The organism is Pseudoalteromonas sp. NC201 (genome assembly GCF_002850255.1).
GTDB lineage: Bacteria > Pseudomonadota > Gammaproteobacteria > Enterobacterales > Alteromonadaceae > Pseudoalteromonas.
The window spans coordinates 917,886-936,091 of sequence record NZ_CP022523.1 but is presented as its reverse complement, the minus strand read 5'-3'; the positions used below and the strand labels follow the sequence as shown (position 1 = coordinate 936,091).

The 18,206-nt window shown below is 42.3% G+C and carries 16 protein-coding genes; 14 read left to right on the top strand and 2 right to left on the bottom strand.

Going from position 1 to position 18,206, the window contains the following annotated elements:
• The first annotated feature begins 65 nt into the window (after positions 1-65).
• From bufB to PNC201_RS21970, 13 genes are all read left to right on the top strand, one after another.
• Positions 66-896: an MNIO family bufferin maturase gene (gene bufB / locus PNC201_RS22030; RefSeq protein WP_102058449.1), complete on the top strand. Its 831-nt coding sequence runs from the start codon at positions 66-68 to the stop codon at positions 894-896.
• Complete coding sequence (locus PNC201_RS22025; RefSeq protein ID WP_102058448.1) at positions 889-1,689, top strand: HvfC/BufC N-terminal domain-containing protein; 801 nt, start codon at positions 889-891, stop codon at positions 1,687-1,689. Before bufB ends, PNC201_RS22025 begins: the two co-directional genes overlap by 8 nt.
• Before the next feature lie 543 nt (positions 1,690-2,232).
• Positions 2,233-4,098, top strand: a complete 1,866-nt coding sequence (locus PNC201_RS22020) for a S8 family serine peptidase (RefSeq protein WP_010603659.1) — start codon at positions 2,233-2,235, stop codon at positions 4,096-4,098.
• Positions 4,099-4,191: 93 nt separating this feature from the next.
• Positions 4,192-5,034: a helix-turn-helix transcriptional regulator gene (locus tag PNC201_RS22015; RefSeq protein ID WP_102058447.1), complete on the top strand. Its 843-nt coding sequence runs from the start codon at positions 4,192-4,194 to the stop codon at positions 5,032-5,034.
• 65 nt (positions 5,035-5,099) lie between these two features.
• Positions 5,100-7,205: a TonB-dependent siderophore receptor gene (locus PNC201_RS22010; RefSeq protein ID WP_102058446.1), complete on the top strand. Its 2,106-nt coding sequence runs from the start codon at positions 5,100-5,102 to the stop codon at positions 7,203-7,205.
• A 161-nt stretch (positions 7,206-7,366) separates the two neighbouring features.
• Complete coding sequence (locus PNC201_RS22005) at positions 7,367-8,500, top strand: PepSY-associated TM helix domain-containing protein (RefSeq protein ID WP_102058445.1); 1,134 nt, start codon at positions 7,367-7,369, stop codon at positions 8,498-8,500.
• Between the two features lie 63 nt (positions 8,501-8,563).
• Complete coding sequence (locus tag PNC201_RS22000; protein ID WP_102058444.1) at positions 8,564-9,280, top strand: aspartate/glutamate racemase family protein; 717 nt, start codon at positions 8,564-8,566, stop codon at positions 9,278-9,280.
• A gap of 110 nt (positions 9,281-9,390) precedes the next feature.
• Entirely contained in the window at positions 9,391-9,615 is a 225-nt protein-coding gene (locus PNC201_RS21995; protein WP_010603664.1) for a DUF4177 domain-containing protein, read from the top strand.
• The gene (yidD, locus tag PNC201_RS21990) at positions 9,608-9,832 is read left to right on the top strand and encodes a membrane protein insertion efficiency factor YidD (RefSeq protein WP_102058443.1); all 225 of its coding nucleotides are present in this window, start codon (positions 9,608-9,610) and stop codon (positions 9,830-9,832) included. The genes PNC201_RS21995 and yidD overlap by 8 nt, the downstream gene beginning before the upstream one ends.
• A gap of 18 nt (positions 9,833-9,850) precedes the next feature.
• Positions 9,851-10,237, top strand: a complete 387-nt coding sequence (locus PNC201_RS21985) for a membrane protein (protein WP_010603666.1) — start codon at positions 9,851-9,853, stop codon at positions 10,235-10,237.
• A complete protein-coding gene (locus PNC201_RS21980) occupies positions 10,200-10,973 on the top strand; it encodes a M48 family metallopeptidase (RefSeq protein ID WP_102058442.1) in 774 nt (257 codons plus the stop codon). The genes PNC201_RS21985 and PNC201_RS21980 overlap by 38 nt, the downstream gene beginning before the upstream one ends.
• A 98-nt stretch (positions 10,974-11,071) precedes the next feature.
• On the top strand, positions 11,072-12,103 hold the full coding sequence (locus PNC201_RS21975; protein ID WP_102056325.1) for an IS110 family transposase: 1,032 nt from the start codon (positions 11,072-11,074) through the stop codon (positions 12,101-12,103).
• A gap of 1,103 nt (positions 12,104-13,206) precedes the next feature.
• On the top strand, positions 13,207-14,178 hold the full coding sequence (locus tag PNC201_RS21970) for a transposase (RefSeq protein ID WP_102058441.1): 972 nt from the start codon (positions 13,207-13,209) through the stop codon (positions 14,176-14,178).
• Positions 14,179-14,245: 67 nt separating this feature from the next.
• On the opposite strand, the gene PNC201_RS21965 is transcribed toward PNC201_RS21970, so the two are convergent.
• Positions 14,246-15,430: a serine hydrolase domain-containing protein gene (locus PNC201_RS21965; protein ID WP_233525270.1), complete on the bottom strand. Its 1,185-nt coding sequence runs from the start codon at positions 15,428-15,430 to the stop codon at positions 14,246-14,248.
• A gap of 434 nt (positions 15,431-15,864) precedes the next feature.
• Between PNC201_RS21965 and PNC201_RS21955 the strand changes: the two genes are divergently transcribed.
• Positions 15,865-16,620, top strand: a complete 756-nt coding sequence (locus PNC201_RS21955) for a hypothetical protein (RefSeq protein ID WP_102058439.1) — start codon at positions 15,865-15,867, stop codon at positions 16,618-16,620.
• A 174-nt stretch (positions 16,621-16,794) separates the two neighbouring features.
• Here the strand turns inward: PNC201_RS21955 and rsgA are convergent, their stop codons facing one another.
• Positions 16,795-17,838, bottom strand: a complete 1,044-nt coding sequence (rsgA, locus tag PNC201_RS21950) for a ribosome small subunit-dependent GTPase A (RefSeq protein WP_102058438.1) — start codon at positions 17,836-17,838, stop codon at positions 16,795-16,797.
• Positions 17,839-18,206: the final 368 nt, after the last annotated feature.

Below are 18,206 nucleotides of genomic sequence, written 5' to 3'. Positions count from 1 at the left end.
TGTTTATCTATCAAGCTTATTATTGCAATAGATAAACACGCACAATGCATTAAAAGAGCGCAATTATGTCAGTACCCTTTCTGGGCTTTGGTCTTGGCCTACGCACGTGTTATTTTGACGCTATTATCGACACTCAGCCACAAGTAGATTGGTTTGAGATTATCTCTGAGAATTACTTTGTCGACGGCGGCAAGCCTTGGTATTACCTCTCGCAGATTAAAGAGCACTACCCCATTGTGATGCACGGAGTATCGATGTCGATAGGCAGTACTTCGCCCCTAGATATGAATTACCTTGCGCAACTTAAACGCACCATCGCACGGGTTGAACCCGAATGGGTGTCAGATCACCTCTGCTTTAGCAGCTTAGGCGAATTTAATAGCCATGATTTATTGCCACTTCCCTACACTGAAGAAGCGCTGATACATCTCACCGCAAGAATCAATCAAGTACAAGATTACCTTGAGCGTCCAATGATTTTTGAAAATGTCTCAAGTTATTTAAACTACAAACAATCTGAGCTGACAGAGTGGGCGTTTTTGAGCGAATTACACCAGCGTACCGGGTGCCAGTTATTACTCGACATCAATAATGTATATGTAAGCTCGCGCAATCATCAATTCGACCCAATGACTTACCTAAACGCCATACCAACACAAGCAATCGCGCAAATCCACTTGGCCGGCCATAGCGATTTTGGGACCCATATTGTTGATACGCACGACCAACCAATTTGCGAAGAGGTATGGAGTTTATATCGACAATATACTCAGAACAGATCTCCCATTAACACCATGATTGAGCGTGATGATAACTTTCCTGAGCTCGCGGGATTGTTACAAGAGCTGAACTTGGCCAAAGGAATAGCCCCTAGCAGTTGGAGAACATATGGCTGATCTCGCCGCGCTGCAACACGCCTTTATTGCAATGCTAAAAGGCGATGACAGCCAATTAATGGCTGAAATTGAATATCAAAGTGGCCTGAATGTCGCGCAACGTGCGCAAATATACACTAACGCTTACCACATCAGATTAAAAAAAGTGTTAGAACAAGATCACGAAATGCTTGGCTTTTATTTGGGTGATGCCCTGTTTGATGAGATGTTCTCGGGCTATCTACAGCACTTTCCTTCACGTTCGACCTCATTGCGCCAGTTTGGCGACGCGCTTCCTGAATATTTAAGTCAATTTGAGCCATTTAAGCTCTACCCTATTCTCACTGAAATCGCACAATTTGAACGTACATTACTCAGTGCATTTGACGCAGAAGATGCGCCTCAATTGGGACTTGTGCACCTACAAAAAATTGCAGCAGCACAATTTCCAAACTTGCAGTTTACTTTTCACCCCAGCGTTCACTTATTGGGATTTACACATAATGCGGTCGACAGCTGGCAAGCGTTAAAGAACAGTACACCTGTCCCTGAAGTATCCACAAAACCAAACTACTGGATACTCGCCAGAGAGCGCGATATGCGCACTGGGTATCACTCGTTAACGGAAGCAGAATTTGCTTGTCTACAAAGCATGAAGAATGCACTGCCGTTTAGTTTTGTTTGTGAATACGCGGCCGAGCAAAGTGATGATTTAGCACAAGGCACAGCAATGGTGATGCAGTTACTGCAAAAAGGGCTTAACTTGGGATGGTTTAGTGGCTTTAAAGTTGCGATATTCAACAAATCGGCATAGAAAATGAGGATCAAAGAGAAGCTAAAGCTGTATCAACCAGGTTTAATAATAAGCATGGTTTTCACCTTGGTTGGTTTTGTCCTTGTTAACAATTCAAAAGTCAAAAACCGAACCTAAATGTAAAGATAAATTAACAAAAATCACATACCCTATACTCATTTGGAATTTTTACAGCCTATTTATTCCCCTTTCCTTGTAGTGTTACCTCTCCCTAAAATAAAAATTAACCACATGTATTTATTGGTAAAATATAAAAAGCAGGAGAAAACCTCTCGCTTATCTGGTCAGCTAATCTATGCATTAAAATACGCATTGTAAATTTTTTTTGTATTTTTTGTTTATTTTTTAAGCTTTACTTCTATCCTAGTGTAACCAGTCGAAATTATGTGCAATTTTAATTTAGTTGGCGTTGTTCACTATCACAAAACAAACGCAACCAAGCGTTGAAATTTAGTGAATAACGCGTCTACAGCAGCTAGATAAGTTCATAACCTTGAGATTGGTAAACACAATTAAACAAAACAACATGCAAGGAACAACAAAATGCGTAAATTAAGTGCTATTAGTTTTGCAGTATTAGCGGGTTTGACTTCAGTCAACGCACAAGCCGCTAAAATACTTAGCGTAGAATCAAACAAAGCAATTAAAGATCAATACATCGTTGTATTTAGCACCCCTTCAGTCCTTAACGTTCAAAACAGCAAAGCAATTGCGGCCTTCGCTAATAAGCAGGCAAAAGCGTTAGAAAACAAACATAACGTAAGCATTACAAAAGAATTTGGTGGTGTACTAAATGGTGTGGTCATTAATGCATCTGCAAAACAACTAAAAGGGCTTCTTAATAACCCTAATATTGACTATATCGAACAAGACCAAATGGTTACAGTGACCCCCGCTATCACAGCAAGCGGCGACCAAGCTAACCCTACTTGGGGTCTAGATCGTGTCGATCAACGTAATCTACCGCTAAACTCAAACTACCATTATGATTTTGATGGTACTGGCGTAACGGCCTATGTTATCGATACCGGTGTTCGCATTAGTCACAATGAATTTGGTAACCGTGCATCACATGGTTATGACTTTGTTGATAATGACAATGATGCAACAGACTGTAATGGCCATGGTACCCATGTTGCGGGCACAATTGGTGGCGGTGAATATGGGGTAGCAAAAAACGTCAACATTGTTGGGGTAAGAGTATTGGGTTGTAACGGCTCGGGTTCATATTCAGGCGTTATCTCTGGTATCGATTGGGTTAAAAACAATGCATCAGGCCCATCCGTTGCTAACATGAGTTTGGGTGGTGGCGTTTCTCAAGCGGTTGATGACGCAGTAAATAACGCAGTTGCCTCAGGCGTTAGCTTTGTTGTTGCGGCAGGTAATGACAATAGCAATGCCTGTAATTACTCACCTGCACGTGCAGCCGATGCAATCACTGTGGGTTCAACCACAAGCAGCGATGCCCGCTCTAGCTTCTCAAACTATGGGAACTGTCTAGATATTTATGCACCGGGTTCAAGCATCACCTCAGCTTGGTATAACTCAGATACATCAACCAACACCATCAGTGGTACTTCGATGGCCGCGCCGCACGTTGCGGGTGCTGTTGCGCTATATTTGGATGAAAACCCAAGTCTAAGCCCGTCACAAATTGATAGCTTGCTGAGCCAACGCTCATCAAAAGGTAAAGTGTCTAACCCACAAAGCGGTTCACCTAACGAGCTACTTTATACGCTAGCTGATGGCACTGATCCGGATCCGGACCCAGATCCAATCACAGAGCTAGTTAACGGCCAAGGCGTCAGTGCATCTGGTGCATCTGGTCAGCAAACTTTCTATAAGTTGGTTGTTCCAGCAGGCGCTAGCGCGCTGAACTTCTCACTTGCTGGTGGCACTGGTGATGCCGACCTGTATGTACAGCAAGGCACACAGCCAACGCTGAATAGTTACGCTTGTCGCCCTTACAAAAACGGTAACAATGAATCATGCGATTTCACTAATCCGACTGCTGGTGATTGGTATGTGATGCTAAATGGGTACTCTGCGTATGCAAATGCAACGCTCACTGGCACTTACTCATCAGATCCTGGTGGCTGTGGTAGCAACTGCTTAGAAAATGGCATTCCAGTAAGTGGTCTTGCCGGTTCATCTGGCCAAGAGTTACTATACACCATTGATGTTCCAGCAAATGTAACCTTGACAGTTGCGAGCTCTGGCGGCTCTGGCGATGCAGACTTGTATGTTCGTAAAGGTGCAGCACCTACGACATCAACCTATGACTGTCGTCCGTTCTTAAATGGTAATAACGAGTCTTGTAGTTTAAGTTCAGGTCAAGGTGCAACCTATTACATCAAATTGCGTGGCTACTCTAGCTTCTCTGGCGTAACGCTTGTTGCAAGCTACTAATTGGCTTTATTACAAATAAATCTCATTTCGTTTGGGGTTTATTGAAAAAACAAGTACAGTGGTGGTTCGTTTGAGCCGCCACTTTTGTTTTTAATGAGTATTGTACTAGACCTCTACAGCCAATTATTACATCAAGGATTTTATGACCATGTATCTGACGGTGAATTACACAACGAAGTACCACTCATCTCCAGTAGCATCTCGCAAGTAAAGCTCGATGGCATTATTTACCATCGCACTGCGCAAACTGCGGCGATGATGCCTGAAAACTATGGTAGTTTAATCCTTATCACTGAAGGAAGTGGTTGGTGGTTGACTGAACAGTCTTTACAGCGTGCTGATCTAACGCAGCTAATCTATCTTGAAGCAAATCAAAAACATGTGTTTCACCTTCCGACACAATACCTCGCTGTTAGCTTCAACTTTCCAATCAATTGGCTAGCCTCTCGAACCGGCAAACGACTTCAGCATGGTCAAGCGCTGACCATTCCCTTTGGCCTAGCAACATTATTCAAAAGCGCCTTAACCGCCACAACGTTAAATTTAACAGCGACAAAATGGCTTGAAGATGAAATTGTACTGCACCTAAGTGCTTGCCAGCCGACCCAATTACCAACGTCGCCGCTAGCGGAGTTAAAACAGCTCATCTCTACACATGCAAATGATGAAGCATTTTGTATCGACATGCTATGTGACCATTCAGGCTGGTCAAAACGTTATATTCACAAACTCTTTGCCGCATCTGATCTGAGTGCCAGTGAATATCTTATCCGCACTAGGCTCACTCATGCTTATTTTGAGTTACTTAATAGCTCTGCATCCTTAAATCAAATTGCTATTGATAGCGGATTTAAAAATCAGGCGCACTTCAGCCGTCGTTTTAAGCAATTATTTTCTCTTTCTCCCAAACAAATTTCACAACGAGTGCACTCTTAGACAAAACTGAACCGTGCAAAATATATATAATAAGAATCACTCTCATTATCCATAGTAGTCGAACAATGAAAATTAACACGCTCTATGCTGCAGTGTGCCTCTCACTGCTTTCTCAAACCACAAGTGCCAATGAAAACCAAAAAGATGAGTTAGAAAGAATAGAAGTTCAGGGCAGTCAATATAAAAGTACCGGAACAAAGTCGTCTTTGGCACCTATCAACGCGCCCTTTTCTATTTCTCATATAGATCAAGATACCCTGCAACTACGCCAAGCTGACTCGGTCAATGCTGCGTTACGCTATGTTTCTGGTATCACACCAGAAAGCCGCAGCACGGTCACCATTTTTGACCAATACACTATTCGCGGTTTTGAATCTTATCGAAACTATTACGATGGCCTAGAACTGCAATCCAATAACCTTTGGAATTTATATCCTCAAGTTGATGCCTTTGCCACCGACACCATTGAGGTGCTAAAAGGCCCAGCGTCAGTACTTTACGGCTCAGCCCCGCCAGGTGGCATGGTGAATCAAATCGCAAAGCTTGCCAATGGCACTGAGCAAACACAGGTTCGCCTGAGAGTCGGTAGCAGAGCGCTCAAAGAAATTGGCGTTGATCATGGAGGTGTGATCACCGATGAACTGAGCTATCGTGCCATTGCGCTATCAAGAACAAGTGATGGCCAGCAAAAAACAACTGAAGAAGAACGCACTGTATTTGCACCATCACTGCGCTGGCAACCGAGCCATGATACGGCTTTAACTGCACAGCTTTATTACCAAGACGATCCCAAAGCTATACCGTCCACTCCCTTACATAGCGTTGGTACGCTCACGCGTGCAAGTTACGGTTATCTAGATGCCGATGCATTTGCAGGCGATATCAATTGGTCTAATTTTGATAGAACAACGCTAATGGCAGGGCTAAAGTTGGAACACAATTTGTCCGACAATTGGGCTTTATTTGCCAACTGGCGTTACACCGATGCAGAAGGCCTACAGCAAAATACCTACAACCAAAACTTAATTGCAGATAGCGATACCATACTTGCCCGTGCAGCATATAAAACCGATGAAACGCAACATGGCTATGTTTTAGACAACCAATTGTCTACTCACTTTACGGTTGGCAACTCATCACATCACTTACTCTTGGGTTTTGAATACAAAACCTTAAGCTCAACCGTAGGGTATTGGGATACACTCGGGACAGGCACACCAAACATTAATCTAGCAGCGCCCAATTATGCAGCCTTTGATGTAGGCGCTTTGCCACTTAACTTCTATACCGAAGCGCACGATATTGAACAGAGTAACCGTGCGTTTTACGTCCAAGACGAAGTGACAATATCAGCGCTAACCCTCTTGGCAGGTCTTAGATACGACAGTTTCACCAGTGATGTTACTGCTGATAAAAACTACGCTGGCACCGAGTGGCAAACGGAATCAACTATTGATGACACCCAACTCACCGGGAGGATTGCCGCACTTTATCAGCTGGACTCTGGTTGGCGACCTTACGTAAGCTATAGTCAGTCATTTGAGCCCGTTGCAGGAGAAAATAGCGTAACTCAACAAGCCTTCAAACCAACTGAAGCAGAACAATGGGAACTTGGCGTTAAATATCAATCTCGCGATACACAGCTAACATTTGCGCTATTCGATCTCACCAAGCAGAACGAAATCATTAACAGCAAAGACTTTGTCACGAAAACTCAAGCCGGTGAAATCCAGTCCAAAGGTATTGAGCTTGAGGCTTCTCACACCTTTAACGAACAAGTTGATGTGCAGTTCAATGCCACGCATCTAGACCAGAAAGTCACTAAAAACGAATTAGATCAAGATTTGGTGGGGAAACGCTTAGTGTGGGTTGCAGATAACACCGCATCGCTTTGGTTAAACTATTACCCAAGCCTGTTGAGTGCACTTAAAGTCAGTGTTGGTGCTCGGTATGTTGGCGAGAGTTATGTTGGCAAATACAACTCTGATACTGTGCCATCCTATACCTTATTTGACATCGCCTTTGATTATGAACTCAGCGAGCAAGCCAGGCTCACCTTTAGCATTAGTAACCTCAGTGACAAGCGTTACGTTGGCGCATGCTATGACGAAAGTAACTGCTGGATGGGGGCAGAGCGCAAAGCCGATGTTGGTCTTCACTACCGCTTTTAGTCACTCATCTAGGAGAATTTACGGAAGGACATAGACTGAAAGATTTAAACGGACACCCACCTTAACGCGACTGCAAGCATTAAGGTGGGTGTCCTTGTTAATTCAGCCTGTTTATTCATCCCTTTATTCATTCTCATTTAGCTTTAACTCAAAGGAAAACAATGCGTAAAACACTATTTAAATGGCACAGTGCAATGGCATTAATCGCGATACTGCCGCTCGCCGTTATGTCAATCACGGGTAGCATGTTGGTGTTTAAATTCGAGATAGACAGCCTATTACTTCCAAAGCAAGCAACATTGACTTATCAGGACCAAGGCGTCCAACGTCAGCCCATGAAGGTGCTCGTTAATTATGTCGCAGACACCCATCCAAATTATGAAATTGGTAGCTGGGAAATATTTGATGATGGCTACGAAGCTGATAGAGTCTATTTATTAAAGCATGGCACAGACACGTGGTTTAAAACGTATCTAGATCCGTACGTAGGCAAAATGCTAAGCGAGCCTGTGGGTATTCACAGCGACTTTACTGATTTTATTCTTCACCTACATTACACCTTACTACTCGATGATGTGAGTAAAACCTTTCCACACATGGGTGTCGTTATCGGTTTAGCTGTGGCTATACTTTTTACCTTGCTCGGTGTTTCCGGTTTAGTGATATATCGGCGCTTTTGGCGGCGATTCTTTAGCTTTAGGCGACAAGCTCCTCGGCTCATCATGATGAGCGACCTGCATAAGGTAATTGGCATTTGGAGTTCGCCAGTATTGCTCGCGCTAGGTATTACTGGCGTTTACTTTAATGCAGTGGAGTATTATCACGAGGCTTTTGAACACCAAGAAGATGAGCACCATATTGTCAGCCACGCAATGTTTAATCACTCATTAGATTTTGATGCCATGATGACCCAAAGCCATCGTGCGGTTAACGGACTTAAACCAACCTACTGGCTATTTCCATTTGGGCCAGAGCAAACCAACATTACCATTTTTGGTAGCGTCGCCGATGCCAACCCGTTCATTAGTAACTATGCTGCAACGGTTAGTTTTGACGCGCAGTCTGGTATACAAACCTTTGCCTACGATATTCGAACGGCGTCTACTGTAGACAGGGTAATCGACAGTTTTAGAAAACTTCACTTTGGCCACTTTGCAGGGCTTACCAGTAAAATAATTTGGTGCATTATGGGACTCGCCCCCGTATTGCTTGGTTTTACTGGGTTATATTTATGGTGGCAAAGAAAGCGTAAAAAACACAAGAGTAAGAAAAACCGTCAACTCGCCTTAAGCTGACGGTTCAAGTTTCAATCCAGATCCGTTATTGTCGTTATTATCAGCAAATAACGAGCAATCACTATGAAACAACTTGGGCTAATTGGCGGTATGAGTTGGGAGTCAACACAAAGCTACTACCAGCTTATCAATCAAACCGTTAAAGCAAAGCTTGGCGGACTACACAGTGCCAAGCTTTGCTTGTATAGCGTCGACTTTGCCGAAATTGCAGAGCTTCAAGCAGCTGGTGATTGGCAGAAAATGACCACCATTTTGGCAGGCGCTGCTACGTCGTTGAAGCTTGCCGGCTCAGATGCCATTGTGATCTGTACCAACACCATGCATAAAATTTCAGATGAAATTAGCGCAGCGTCAGGATTGCCTGTACTGCATATTGCCGACGCAACCGCGAAGCGACTTAAAAATGACGGCATAAAACGCATCGCGCTGTTAGGTACGAGATTTACGATGCAGCAAGACTTTTATAAAGCACGATTACAAGATCTTCACGGCATTGAGGTCATAACACCTGATGGGGACCAACAAGCTTTAGTTCACAACATAATTTATGACGAATTATGTCGTGGTAAAGTCAACGCAAGCTCAAGGCAAACTTATCTAGACATCATCGATGCACTCTATCAACAAGGGGCTGAAGGGGTTATTTTAGGTTGCACAGAAATCGGTTTGCTCGTTCAGCAAGCGCATACTCAAGTTCCTCTTTATGACACGACCAAACTTCATGCTGAAGCCGTTGTAGAGTGGTCACTTGGAGCAACATCTTGCTTTATTCATGAGTAATATCAAATTTTGTTGTAATTAAAAAAATAACAACGAAATCGCTATTGTCGCGATTACTTGGCTACTATAGAATTAAATCTCACTTATTCTAATTAAATCAGGGATGTATTATGACCCAATACGACGAATATAAAGTTATCCATGTAGTTGAAGGTGGCTGCGGCACACTGTTACTCGGCTCAAGTGGATTACCGTTAAAAAAACTTGAAGCAACTTTAAACATGGAAGCGCAAGATGGCTGGCAGCTTGTTTTCCAAGTTATCGAAAACAAACGTTTTCTGCTATTTTGGAGCCGTGAAGCCGTGATCTTAACACTTGGTCGTAAACGTGCTTAAACGCTTTGCTCTGTCTGCCATTCGCCGCTATCAAGCGAATGGTGGAGCAAAAGCCCACTTCAATATAAGTTGTAACTTTACGCCGTCATGCTCTGAATATACCTATCAAGCAATCGAAAAATACGGCTTCTTTAAAGGCGTGCGTATCGGCTTTTGTCGTATCAAGCGCTGTAATGACCCAGATTGTATTGAAGTAAAGTCAGACCCCCTACCGTGACCAATCCTAGGAGTTTGCATGGACGAAATAGCATTAAGAGAACAAGAAGAATCGTTAAGAAACCAAGTTGCTCAGCTAAGTCCTGAAGCGCGCAAGCAATACTACCAACTTGAAGAACAGCTAGTAAAAGATCCTGATACTTACGCCGTACTCAATTACTTTTTTGCCGCAGGTTTACATCACTTTTATCTGGGTAAAACAGCACGAGGTGTAATTAACCTCACCTTGATGCTATTGGGGCTTGTATTTATTCTCTTTTATGGCTGGGTTCTGCTAATTTTAGTGTGTTTAATTGAGCTACCTCAGTTATTTAACAGCCAAAAAATAGTGAGAAAATACAACATCGATGTAATGCGAGAAGTACTAGATGAGCTCAAAGATACACAACAGAGTCAAACAGTCTAAAGAAACGCAGTGGCTTTGGATTATAGCGGCCACAGTAGTGGTCGTTTTATTTAGTGGTTATCAGTTTTATACCAAAGGCGTGCCGTACTTCGCTGAAGAGATCTCAGCCTCATTGCCCAAACAAATCTACCAAATCATCGACGAAGGAAGCCTAAACGAGCTAGATAACTCGGAATTCTCGGAGTCAAAGCTAAGTGAAATCAAACAGCAAGAGACTCGCGCTTTATTTGTCTCACTGCTTGGCACCAATGCATCGAGTGAACGTGAATTTAAACTTGAATTTAGGCAGTGGAAAGATAAAGCCAACGCCATGGCATTGGCCAATGGTAGCATTGTGATCACCGATAACATGGTCGAACTGGCATCTACTCAGCAAGAGCTTAGCGCAGTATTACTCCACGAGATTGGTCATGTCGAGCATAATCACGTCATGGAATCTCTTGTTAGCTCGTCTATCGTATTTGTCAGTTTGAGTGTCGTATTGGGTGACATCTCTGCGCTCTCAGATCTTATGATGCAGGGCGCAATGTTAGGTATCAACCAAAATTACTCTCAGCAAGCTGAACTCGAGGCTGATTTGTACGCGCATAACAAGCTAATGGCGCTGTATGGTAATAGTGACGCAATGATCTCTATATTCGAAAAACTCGCCAAGGAAAGCGATGAACAGCATAGTTGGTTAAGCACACACCCAAGCTTTGAGCAACGCATTGAGCAGCTCAAACAAAACCCGTGATCCTTAAAGGTTAAAATGGGTGATGAGATGGACGCTCCCAAATCGGCGTCAATGCGCCAAACTGATAGTTGCAAACACAGTTATTAGGAGAGTCCATCATGAATAACGTTAGCACGCTTTCAATTGATCTAGCAAAAAATGTATTCCAACTTTTATCGTTTGATAAGCAAGGTAATAAATGTTTTTCCAGAAGGTTAGATAGAGCAAAGCTCTTGCAAACATTGACCCAATTACCTGCTTGTAATGTTGTTATGGAATCATGCTCAACGTCTCATTATTGGGGGCGGTACTGCTTACAAGCTGGGCACCAAGTTCAGCTTATCCCTGCGCAACATGTTACCCCTTTTGTCCGTGGCAATAAAAACGATAAAAATGATTGTATGGCGATTTATGAAGCGAGCCTTCGACCTAACATTCGCTTTGTTCCTGTAAAAACAGAGCATCAACAAGCAATCCTAGCACTACATCGCTATCGGGAGCGGCTCATACATAATCGAACCGCCTGCATCAACCAAACATGTGGTTTGTTACTTGAATTTGGCATCGTCATCAAAAAGAGCTTAAAGTCTTTTCGTGCAACCATTGCTGATCTGCTCAACCGTAATTTACATGGAGCTTTAAATCTACTCCTCAGAGACGTTTATGAAGAAATGCAAAAGTTAGACGCCAATATTAAAAATGTAGAGGCACAATTTAAGCAGTTTAATGAACAGAGCCAAGCTGCTCAAATTATCCAATCCATCCCCGGAATTGGGATTATCAACGCATCGGCATTGAGTGCCACAATAGATAAAGGGCAAGCATTTTCTAATAAAAAGGAGTTGGCTGTGTGGCTTGGGATCACACCACGTCAATATGCTTCGGGTGAAACCAATAAGATGGGAGGGATCACCAAACGAGGTGATCGTTATCTAAGAAAACAACTCATTCATGGTGCCCGTACAGTGGTCAATCATGCGCACAAAAAGCAGGATGATTTAAACAAATGGATCAACGCATTGGTAGAACGTCGCGGTAAAAATAAAGCGGTGGTGGCCACGGCCCACCGATTGGCTCGCTTAATGTGGATATTGCTACAAAGAAATGAACCTTATAAAGCCCAATATACACAAAGTGAGGCGCAATCATGACTCAAATTATGGCTATTAAGGAGCCCGGTCGTGACAAGGGCCTCGAGCCCGAGTGGGTGTTTATGAGCCCTTGATAGCCATATTCTCATTGCTGTAAACATAACGATGAACAAAAGGTCAAACCTACCTAGTTAAACCCGTTATAGGCAAGGCATTCAATGCCGCGTGGGTGTATTCTACTTTTTGGGTGGCTAGGTTCGAAACTCATTAGGGGCGCTGAAAGTCAGTTAAGCCCGAATATATGTCAGAGCAGCACCTTATTTAGGGTGACTCAAAGTGACTGTTTATCAATACATACAAATAGTAAATGAGAGATAAATAAAAGAAGCAACAAGGCTGTTAAAACAACCTTGTTGGATGAGTATTACTTGACAGCAGCTGAGCGTCCATATATGTCTATTAAATTCTGCTCAGTAGAAACTTTAAAAACAGCTTTTAAAAAGAAGCTTTTAAAAAGACACCCACCTATTTAACCTGAGGTTTGGATAAGGAATGTTCCAACTCATTGTTGCTAAAGCACAACTTAGTTTTTTCCTTGTCTAGCCAGAGAGTTTTAGGGAAAACACCGCTTCCGCGTCCTGCTCTCGCTAAGGTACCTACATCCTGTAGGCAAGGCGAATTTACGCGCCAATAGCTGGCTATTGGAAGTGAATTCAACGCAGTTAGCACTAAAACTGGCTGCTAGAAAGGCATTAATTATCCACAGCTCAGGTTATTTAGTATTTCATTTGTTAAATTGGCTAAGGCAATCTACTCTAGCTTTTAAAAAGACACCCACCTATTTAACCTGAGGTTTGGATAAGGAATGTTCCAACTCATTGTTGCTAAAGCACAACTTAGTTTTTTCCTTGTCTAGCCAGAGAGTTTTAGGGAAAACACCGCTTCCGCGTCCTGCTCTCGCTAAGGTACCTACATCCTGTAGGCAAGGCGAATTTACGCGCCAATAGCTGGCTATTGGAAGTGAATTCAACGCAGTTAGCACTAAAACTGGCTGCTAGAAAGGCATTAATTATCCACAGCTCAGGTTATTTAGTATTTCATTTGTTAAATTGGCTAAGGCAATCTACTCTTAAGATACATTCAAAGGATTGAAGGTATCTAATATGGCCACTGCACGCTGCCGACAAATTTGTCTATCAGAAACCAAATATTATCACTGTATTTCTCGCTGTGTTAGGCAAGCCTACCTTTGCGGTCAGGATATAGCCACTGGGCGTTCTTACGAGCATCGCAGAGATTGGGTCGAAGAAAAGCTACTCGCCCTTAAAAAAACGTTTTGCATTGATGTCTGTGCATATGCGGTTATGAATAACCACACTCATGTAGTTCTGCACGTTGATATTCAAAAAGCCAAACGTCTAACTGACAAAGCTATTATCATTCGCTGGCACAAGCAGTTTAAAGGCAATTGGCTCACACATAAGTTTATTCGTAATGAGCCATTATCAGATGCGGAAAGATCAATACTTGATAACACTATCAATATATATCGATCACGCATAACCTGTATAAGCTGGTTTATGAGAACTCTTAATGAGTATATTGCACGACGAGCAAATCGAGAAGACCAATGCACAGGTCGGTTTTGGGAAGGGCGCTTCAAATCACAAGCACTACTTGATGAAGCTGCACTTGCTGCGTGCATGGCTTATGTTGATCTAAATCCCATTCGCGCTAACCTAGCTAAGCTACCTGAAGAATCTAAATACACGAGTGTAAAAAAGCGTATTGAATTAGCCAAACAAGGTAAGCAACCTCGCTCACTATTCCGATTTGCTGGCAATCCGAGAAAGCATATGCCTAAAGGTATACCGCTTGAGCTGTCATCATATCTCGAACTGGTCGAACTCACAGGGCGTTGCATAAGAAGTGACAAAATAGGTTGCATTATAAACAAACAACCGATTTTAGACAGGTTAAATCTAACCTCTAAGAACTGGATAACCCTGACAACACAATTTAGTACTGTGATCCATGGAGCTGCAGGTAGCTCAGCAGCAAAGCAAAAATATTGTGATTCACTCTCAATTCAACGGCGTTCGAATATCTCCAATTGTGTAGCACTTTTTGGTTAATCATCAAATTAATTAATAATTGAGAGCCTAGACCAATTGCACCTTAGCGAGAAGCAATATAGCTTGCTTATTCATGCATCCATAATGCAGGCCAATCATAAACTTCAGAAATGGCTCTAGAGATTTCATGGATTAATTGAAAGCCATTGTCTGAGTTTGTCATAACCACAAAACCTCGGCCAACACTAGCAAAAGACACAGCATAGCAAGTATACCCGGCATTCCCACCACTATGTCTAAATCTATAAGCGTTACCTTCTCCATCGAGTCCTATTCCTGTACCACCAGCACCGGGAACTCTAGTAAGCATGACTTTCGCAAGATGTGGAGATAATAAGCTTTCTTCATCACCACGATAGGACTTACCTAGAGCAATCATAAATAATGCTAAATCAGAAGGAGTACTCCATAACCCCGCAGCTGCCTTTTCAGGATATAGCCGATAACCTCCAGCGATCATATTTGCTTGTAAATCATGACCTTTAGCAACTCTATATTGAGGCAGATTCAGCGACGCTAACTTAAAAGAGCTGTTATTCATGTTTAGGGGCTTTAATACCTGCTTTTCCATTAACTCAGAGAATGACAGCCCACTACTATCTTCCATCAACAGTTGCAAAACTGTCATGCCACCACCTGAATAAAATTCAGACTTCCCAGGTGTTTGAAACACTCTAACTGATGGGGAATTACTCAACTCACTCCCTTGTAAAACCTGTACGAGCGAAGGAGTTTTTTGGTTTCTGCCATAACCAGCGAACCCTTGTACATTGAGCCCTGAGGTGTGACTCATAATTCGACTGGGTGTCACTTTATTTTCTTTAGTAAATTTATTATTGGGGACCTGCCAGCGTGTAAGCTTACTGTTTACATCTTCATGTAGTCCAAAACGACCTAGCTCTATCATCTTAAAAGCACCAAAGCTCGTTACAGCTTTAGAAATGGAAGCAGCCTGAAACAGCGTATCCGGCGTTACATTCACTTTTGAGTACTCATCTGTAACGCCGTAACCTTTCGACCAAAGAATATGATTATTATCAAAAACAGTAATGCTAACAGCAGGGACGCGGTATGTGCTCATTCTGGATTGAAGTGTACTCGCTGTTTCACTACTCACCCCGTTATCATTAATTTCGCGAATACTCTGCTCGAATACTCGTTGTTTATTTACATAATCTGGTGCTACAGCTTTCAACTTTTGTTCTGCACAGCTCGCCACAGTAACCAGAGCTGCCAGCAGTGTGATTTTCATGACTCTCATATATCGGCCTATTCAAACACTAAAATATTATTGTCGTATTGAGGCCGTAAAAAGTTTGCTTTGACGACAATTAAGTTTCAAACATCAAACTAACTGTAGCGCCTGTATTGTTGGCATATGCAGACACCCACTTTATCGTCACAGTTTAAAAATGGGTGTCTTTTTAACGTTCTCTCTCCGAGGAAAGCGACGAGCAACATAGTTGGATAAACACATACCCAAGTTTTGAACAGCGCATTGAGCAGCTATGGCAAAAGCCGTGAATCATAAACAGGAATAGCATTAATGCACTGAAAAGTTGTTAAATAACTCCAGCTATTAACACTGACTGTTTCCTTATACCGTACAATCCCATTACATTTTTTAACTTGCAATCTATGTTTCTAAATTGGAGAATCTGTTTTTAAATGAATCACGGGTAAAAAATGAAACCATCCAAACTTTATCTACTACCTATAACAGTAGCCAGTATCAGCACATTTCTCACGGCCTGCACATCTGAAACAGAATCTGATCTGTTGAAAACAAACGCAATTAGTGCGGATATATCAATAAATTCAAATGGAGAAAGAGCCCGAATTGTGGCCGAGTTAAATGTTGGGGACTCGTTCGGCTCTAATGTAAATTTAAGCGAAGGCGATACACTAAGAGCGATCGTAAATGGTCAGATGATCCAATTGATTAAAGATACTGACATTCTAGATATTGATTACGAGGGCAGATCCTCTGTTGTAACTGGTAACAGCCTATATACTATCCAGTTAAATCGGAAGAAGGAAGAAAATGCTTCAGCGTCAGTTGAGCTTCCCTTAGGCTTCCTGATACTTACCCCCGAAGCAGAGAAAACTTTTCGATATGATGAAGATATTGAAATTCATATTGATGGAATAGACTTAGCGAGTGAGACATCTCTTATCGTTAACTATGCATGCCCGAATAATACGGGCGGGTTAGTGACAGGCTCTTTCTCAACACAGTTTGGAAACTCGACAAGCAATACATTCAATGCAAAAAGCGCTAGCCTCATAGATCTAGAGCAGATTGCAACTTCAAAACCATGTGAATTTGACATGGAAGTTCAGAGGGTTAGAACAGGCAGCTTTTCTGGTGCACTTAAAGACAATAGTTTAATTAGGGGTATCCAATCAAGGGTTATTAAAGGTCTAGAGTTTACTTTTTAGTTTACATAGCTTTTGAGTAGTCACAGCGTTAAATGCCTCACCCTGTTTCTTCTAAATTTAAATGGGTGTCTTTTTAGCCGCTTTCGCTTTAGCCGTACTTTAGCGTAGAAAAGCAAAAACCAAAGTGGAGCGAGTCCACTTTGGTTTAAGATAAACAGAACTAGCAATTACTGCTCAGTAGCCCTTTTTTAGTCTTCTAGTATCGCTTTGTACAAAACGATATTTCTTTGCAAGTGCTCTTTCCTTGTCTCTCTTATCTTTTAGGCTGGCGTTGTTTCTTTGATGTTCACTTCTTAGTTTTATGAAGTTGTTGAAGCGCCTAACTTCAAGTTCGCCACTCTCTATCGCTTGCTGAACAGCACATCCGGGCTCATTTTGATGTGAGCAATCACTGAAGCGGCAAGCGCTTTCTAACACTTCAATTTCTGCAAATGTTTTACTGATCCCTTGTTGGCAATCGGCTAGTTGGATCTCCCTCATTCCTGGTGTATCGAGCAACACTGAGCCATTGTCCATAAAATGTAACGAGCGAGAGGTTGTCGTGTGCCGCCCTTTTGCATCATCTTCACGGATTGAACCGGTGAGCTGCTCTTTACACTCTAACAGCGTGTTCACCAAGCTGGACTTACCCACACCTGATGAGCCTACAAATGACAACGTTTTGCCCGCGCTACACCAAGCTTTTAGGCACTCAACGGAGCTCGGCTCCAACGCATTTATCACTTCGACTGTCAAAAATGGATCCAACTCCTGAACGAGTTGTACTTGCTGTTGCCAACAATCGACCAAATCCTTCTTGGTCAAAACAACAATTGGCTCCACTTGAGCTTCGTTAGCCAGTGCTAAGTAACGTTCGATCCGGTTTAGATTAAAATCCTGATTTAGCGAGCAAACAATAAACAGGCTATCGATATTTGCAGCTATCAATTGCTCCGCGACTTTACTGCCCGCAGCTTTCCTTGAAATAACCGATTTGCGGGATAATAGCCTAATAAATTGATAATTTTCATCCAACAAAACCCAATCACCAACCGTCATACTAGGCAGTGAAACATGAGTAGCTAAAGAAATTTGTCGTGATTGCAACTGGATTAAATAATTACTTCTGTGGTGCGCTATCACGCGGCCAAGATTTGATGATTCTAGTTCTGTTAGTGTCAGTTGCTGTTGAAAAAATGCTTGCCAACCAAGCTGTGTTGGCGAATAAGATGTATTCATTATAAAATCTCAAAAATGCAGAAAGACTGCAAAAATCAAGCAGGGTTAATGAATATCATTGACCCCGGAGAAGCCTGTTAGGCATCACACCGGGTAAAAGGAGTAAAAATTTAGAAGAGACGAAAGTTAGCGTCTACTAATCACACCTAGCTACAACTTTTACCGGGTGGCTCAATAAAACAATCATCAAATTCTCCTTAAACTTTTTTTGAATACCACCGTAGAGTAGCACTGAAGATAAGCTAGGTAAACTACGTATTTTGCGATATCCGGACTAAGCCATTTGCAGTATGAAAAATGTTTTCAAACTAATAACACCTTCCAATTTAGCCACATCGTAAAAGAAAACATCGTTTATTTAATCTTTT

Bases quoted from the DNA above. Each gene is read 5' to 3' on its own strand.
- PNC201_RS21965 (WP_233525270.1), bottom strand. From the start codon at position 15,430: ATGAAAATCACACTGCTGGCAGCTCTGGTTACTGTGGCGAGCTGTGCA.
- PNC201_RS21975 (WP_102056325.1), top strand. From the start codon at position 11,072: ATGAATAACGTTAGCACGCTTTCAATTGATCTAGCAAAAAATGTATTC.
- PNC201_RS21980 (WP_102058442.1), top strand. From the start codon at position 10,200: ATGAGCTCAAAGATACACAACAGAGTCAAACAGTCTAAAGAAACGCAG.
- PNC201_RS21985 (WP_010603666.1), top strand. From the start codon at position 9,851: ATGGACGAAATAGCATTAAGAGAACAAGAAGAATCGTTAAGAAACCAA.
- PNC201_RS22000 (WP_102058444.1), top strand. From the start codon at position 8,564: ATGAAACAACTTGGGCTAATTGGCGGTATGAGTTGGGAGTCAACACAA.
- PNC201_RS22025 (WP_102058448.1), top strand. From the start codon at position 889: ATGGCTGATCTCGCCGCGCTGCAACACGCCTTTATTGCAATGCTAAAA.
- PNC201_RS21970 (WP_102058441.1), top strand. From the start codon at position 13,207: ATGGCCACTGCACGCTGCCGACAAATTTGTCTATCAGAAACCAAATAT.
- PNC201_RS22020 (WP_010603659.1), top strand. From the start codon at position 2,233: ATGCGTAAATTAAGTGCTATTAGTTTTGCAGTATTAGCGGGTTTGACT.
- rsgA (WP_102058438.1), bottom strand. From the start codon at position 17,838: ATGAATACATCTTATTCGCCAACACAGCTTGGTTGGCAAGCATTTTTT.
- PNC201_RS22010 (WP_102058446.1), top strand. From the start codon at position 5,100: ATGAAAATTAACACGCTCTATGCTGCAGTGTGCCTCTCACTGCTTTCT.
- PNC201_RS21995 (WP_010603664.1), top strand. From the start codon at position 9,391: ATGACCCAATACGACGAATATAAAGTTATCCATGTAGTTGAAGGTGGC.
- PNC201_RS22015 (WP_102058447.1), top strand. From the start codon at position 4,192: ATGAGTATTGTACTAGACCTCTACAGCCAATTATTACATCAAGGATTT.
- PNC201_RS21955 (WP_102058439.1), top strand. From the start codon at position 15,865: ATGAAACCATCCAAACTTTATCTACTACCTATAACAGTAGCCAGTATC.
- PNC201_RS22005 (WP_102058445.1), top strand. From the start codon at position 7,367: ATGCGTAAAACACTATTTAAATGGCACAGTGCAATGGCATTAATCGCG.
- bufB (WP_102058449.1), top strand. From the start codon at position 66: ATGTCAGTACCCTTTCTGGGCTTTGGTCTTGGCCTACGCACGTGTTAT.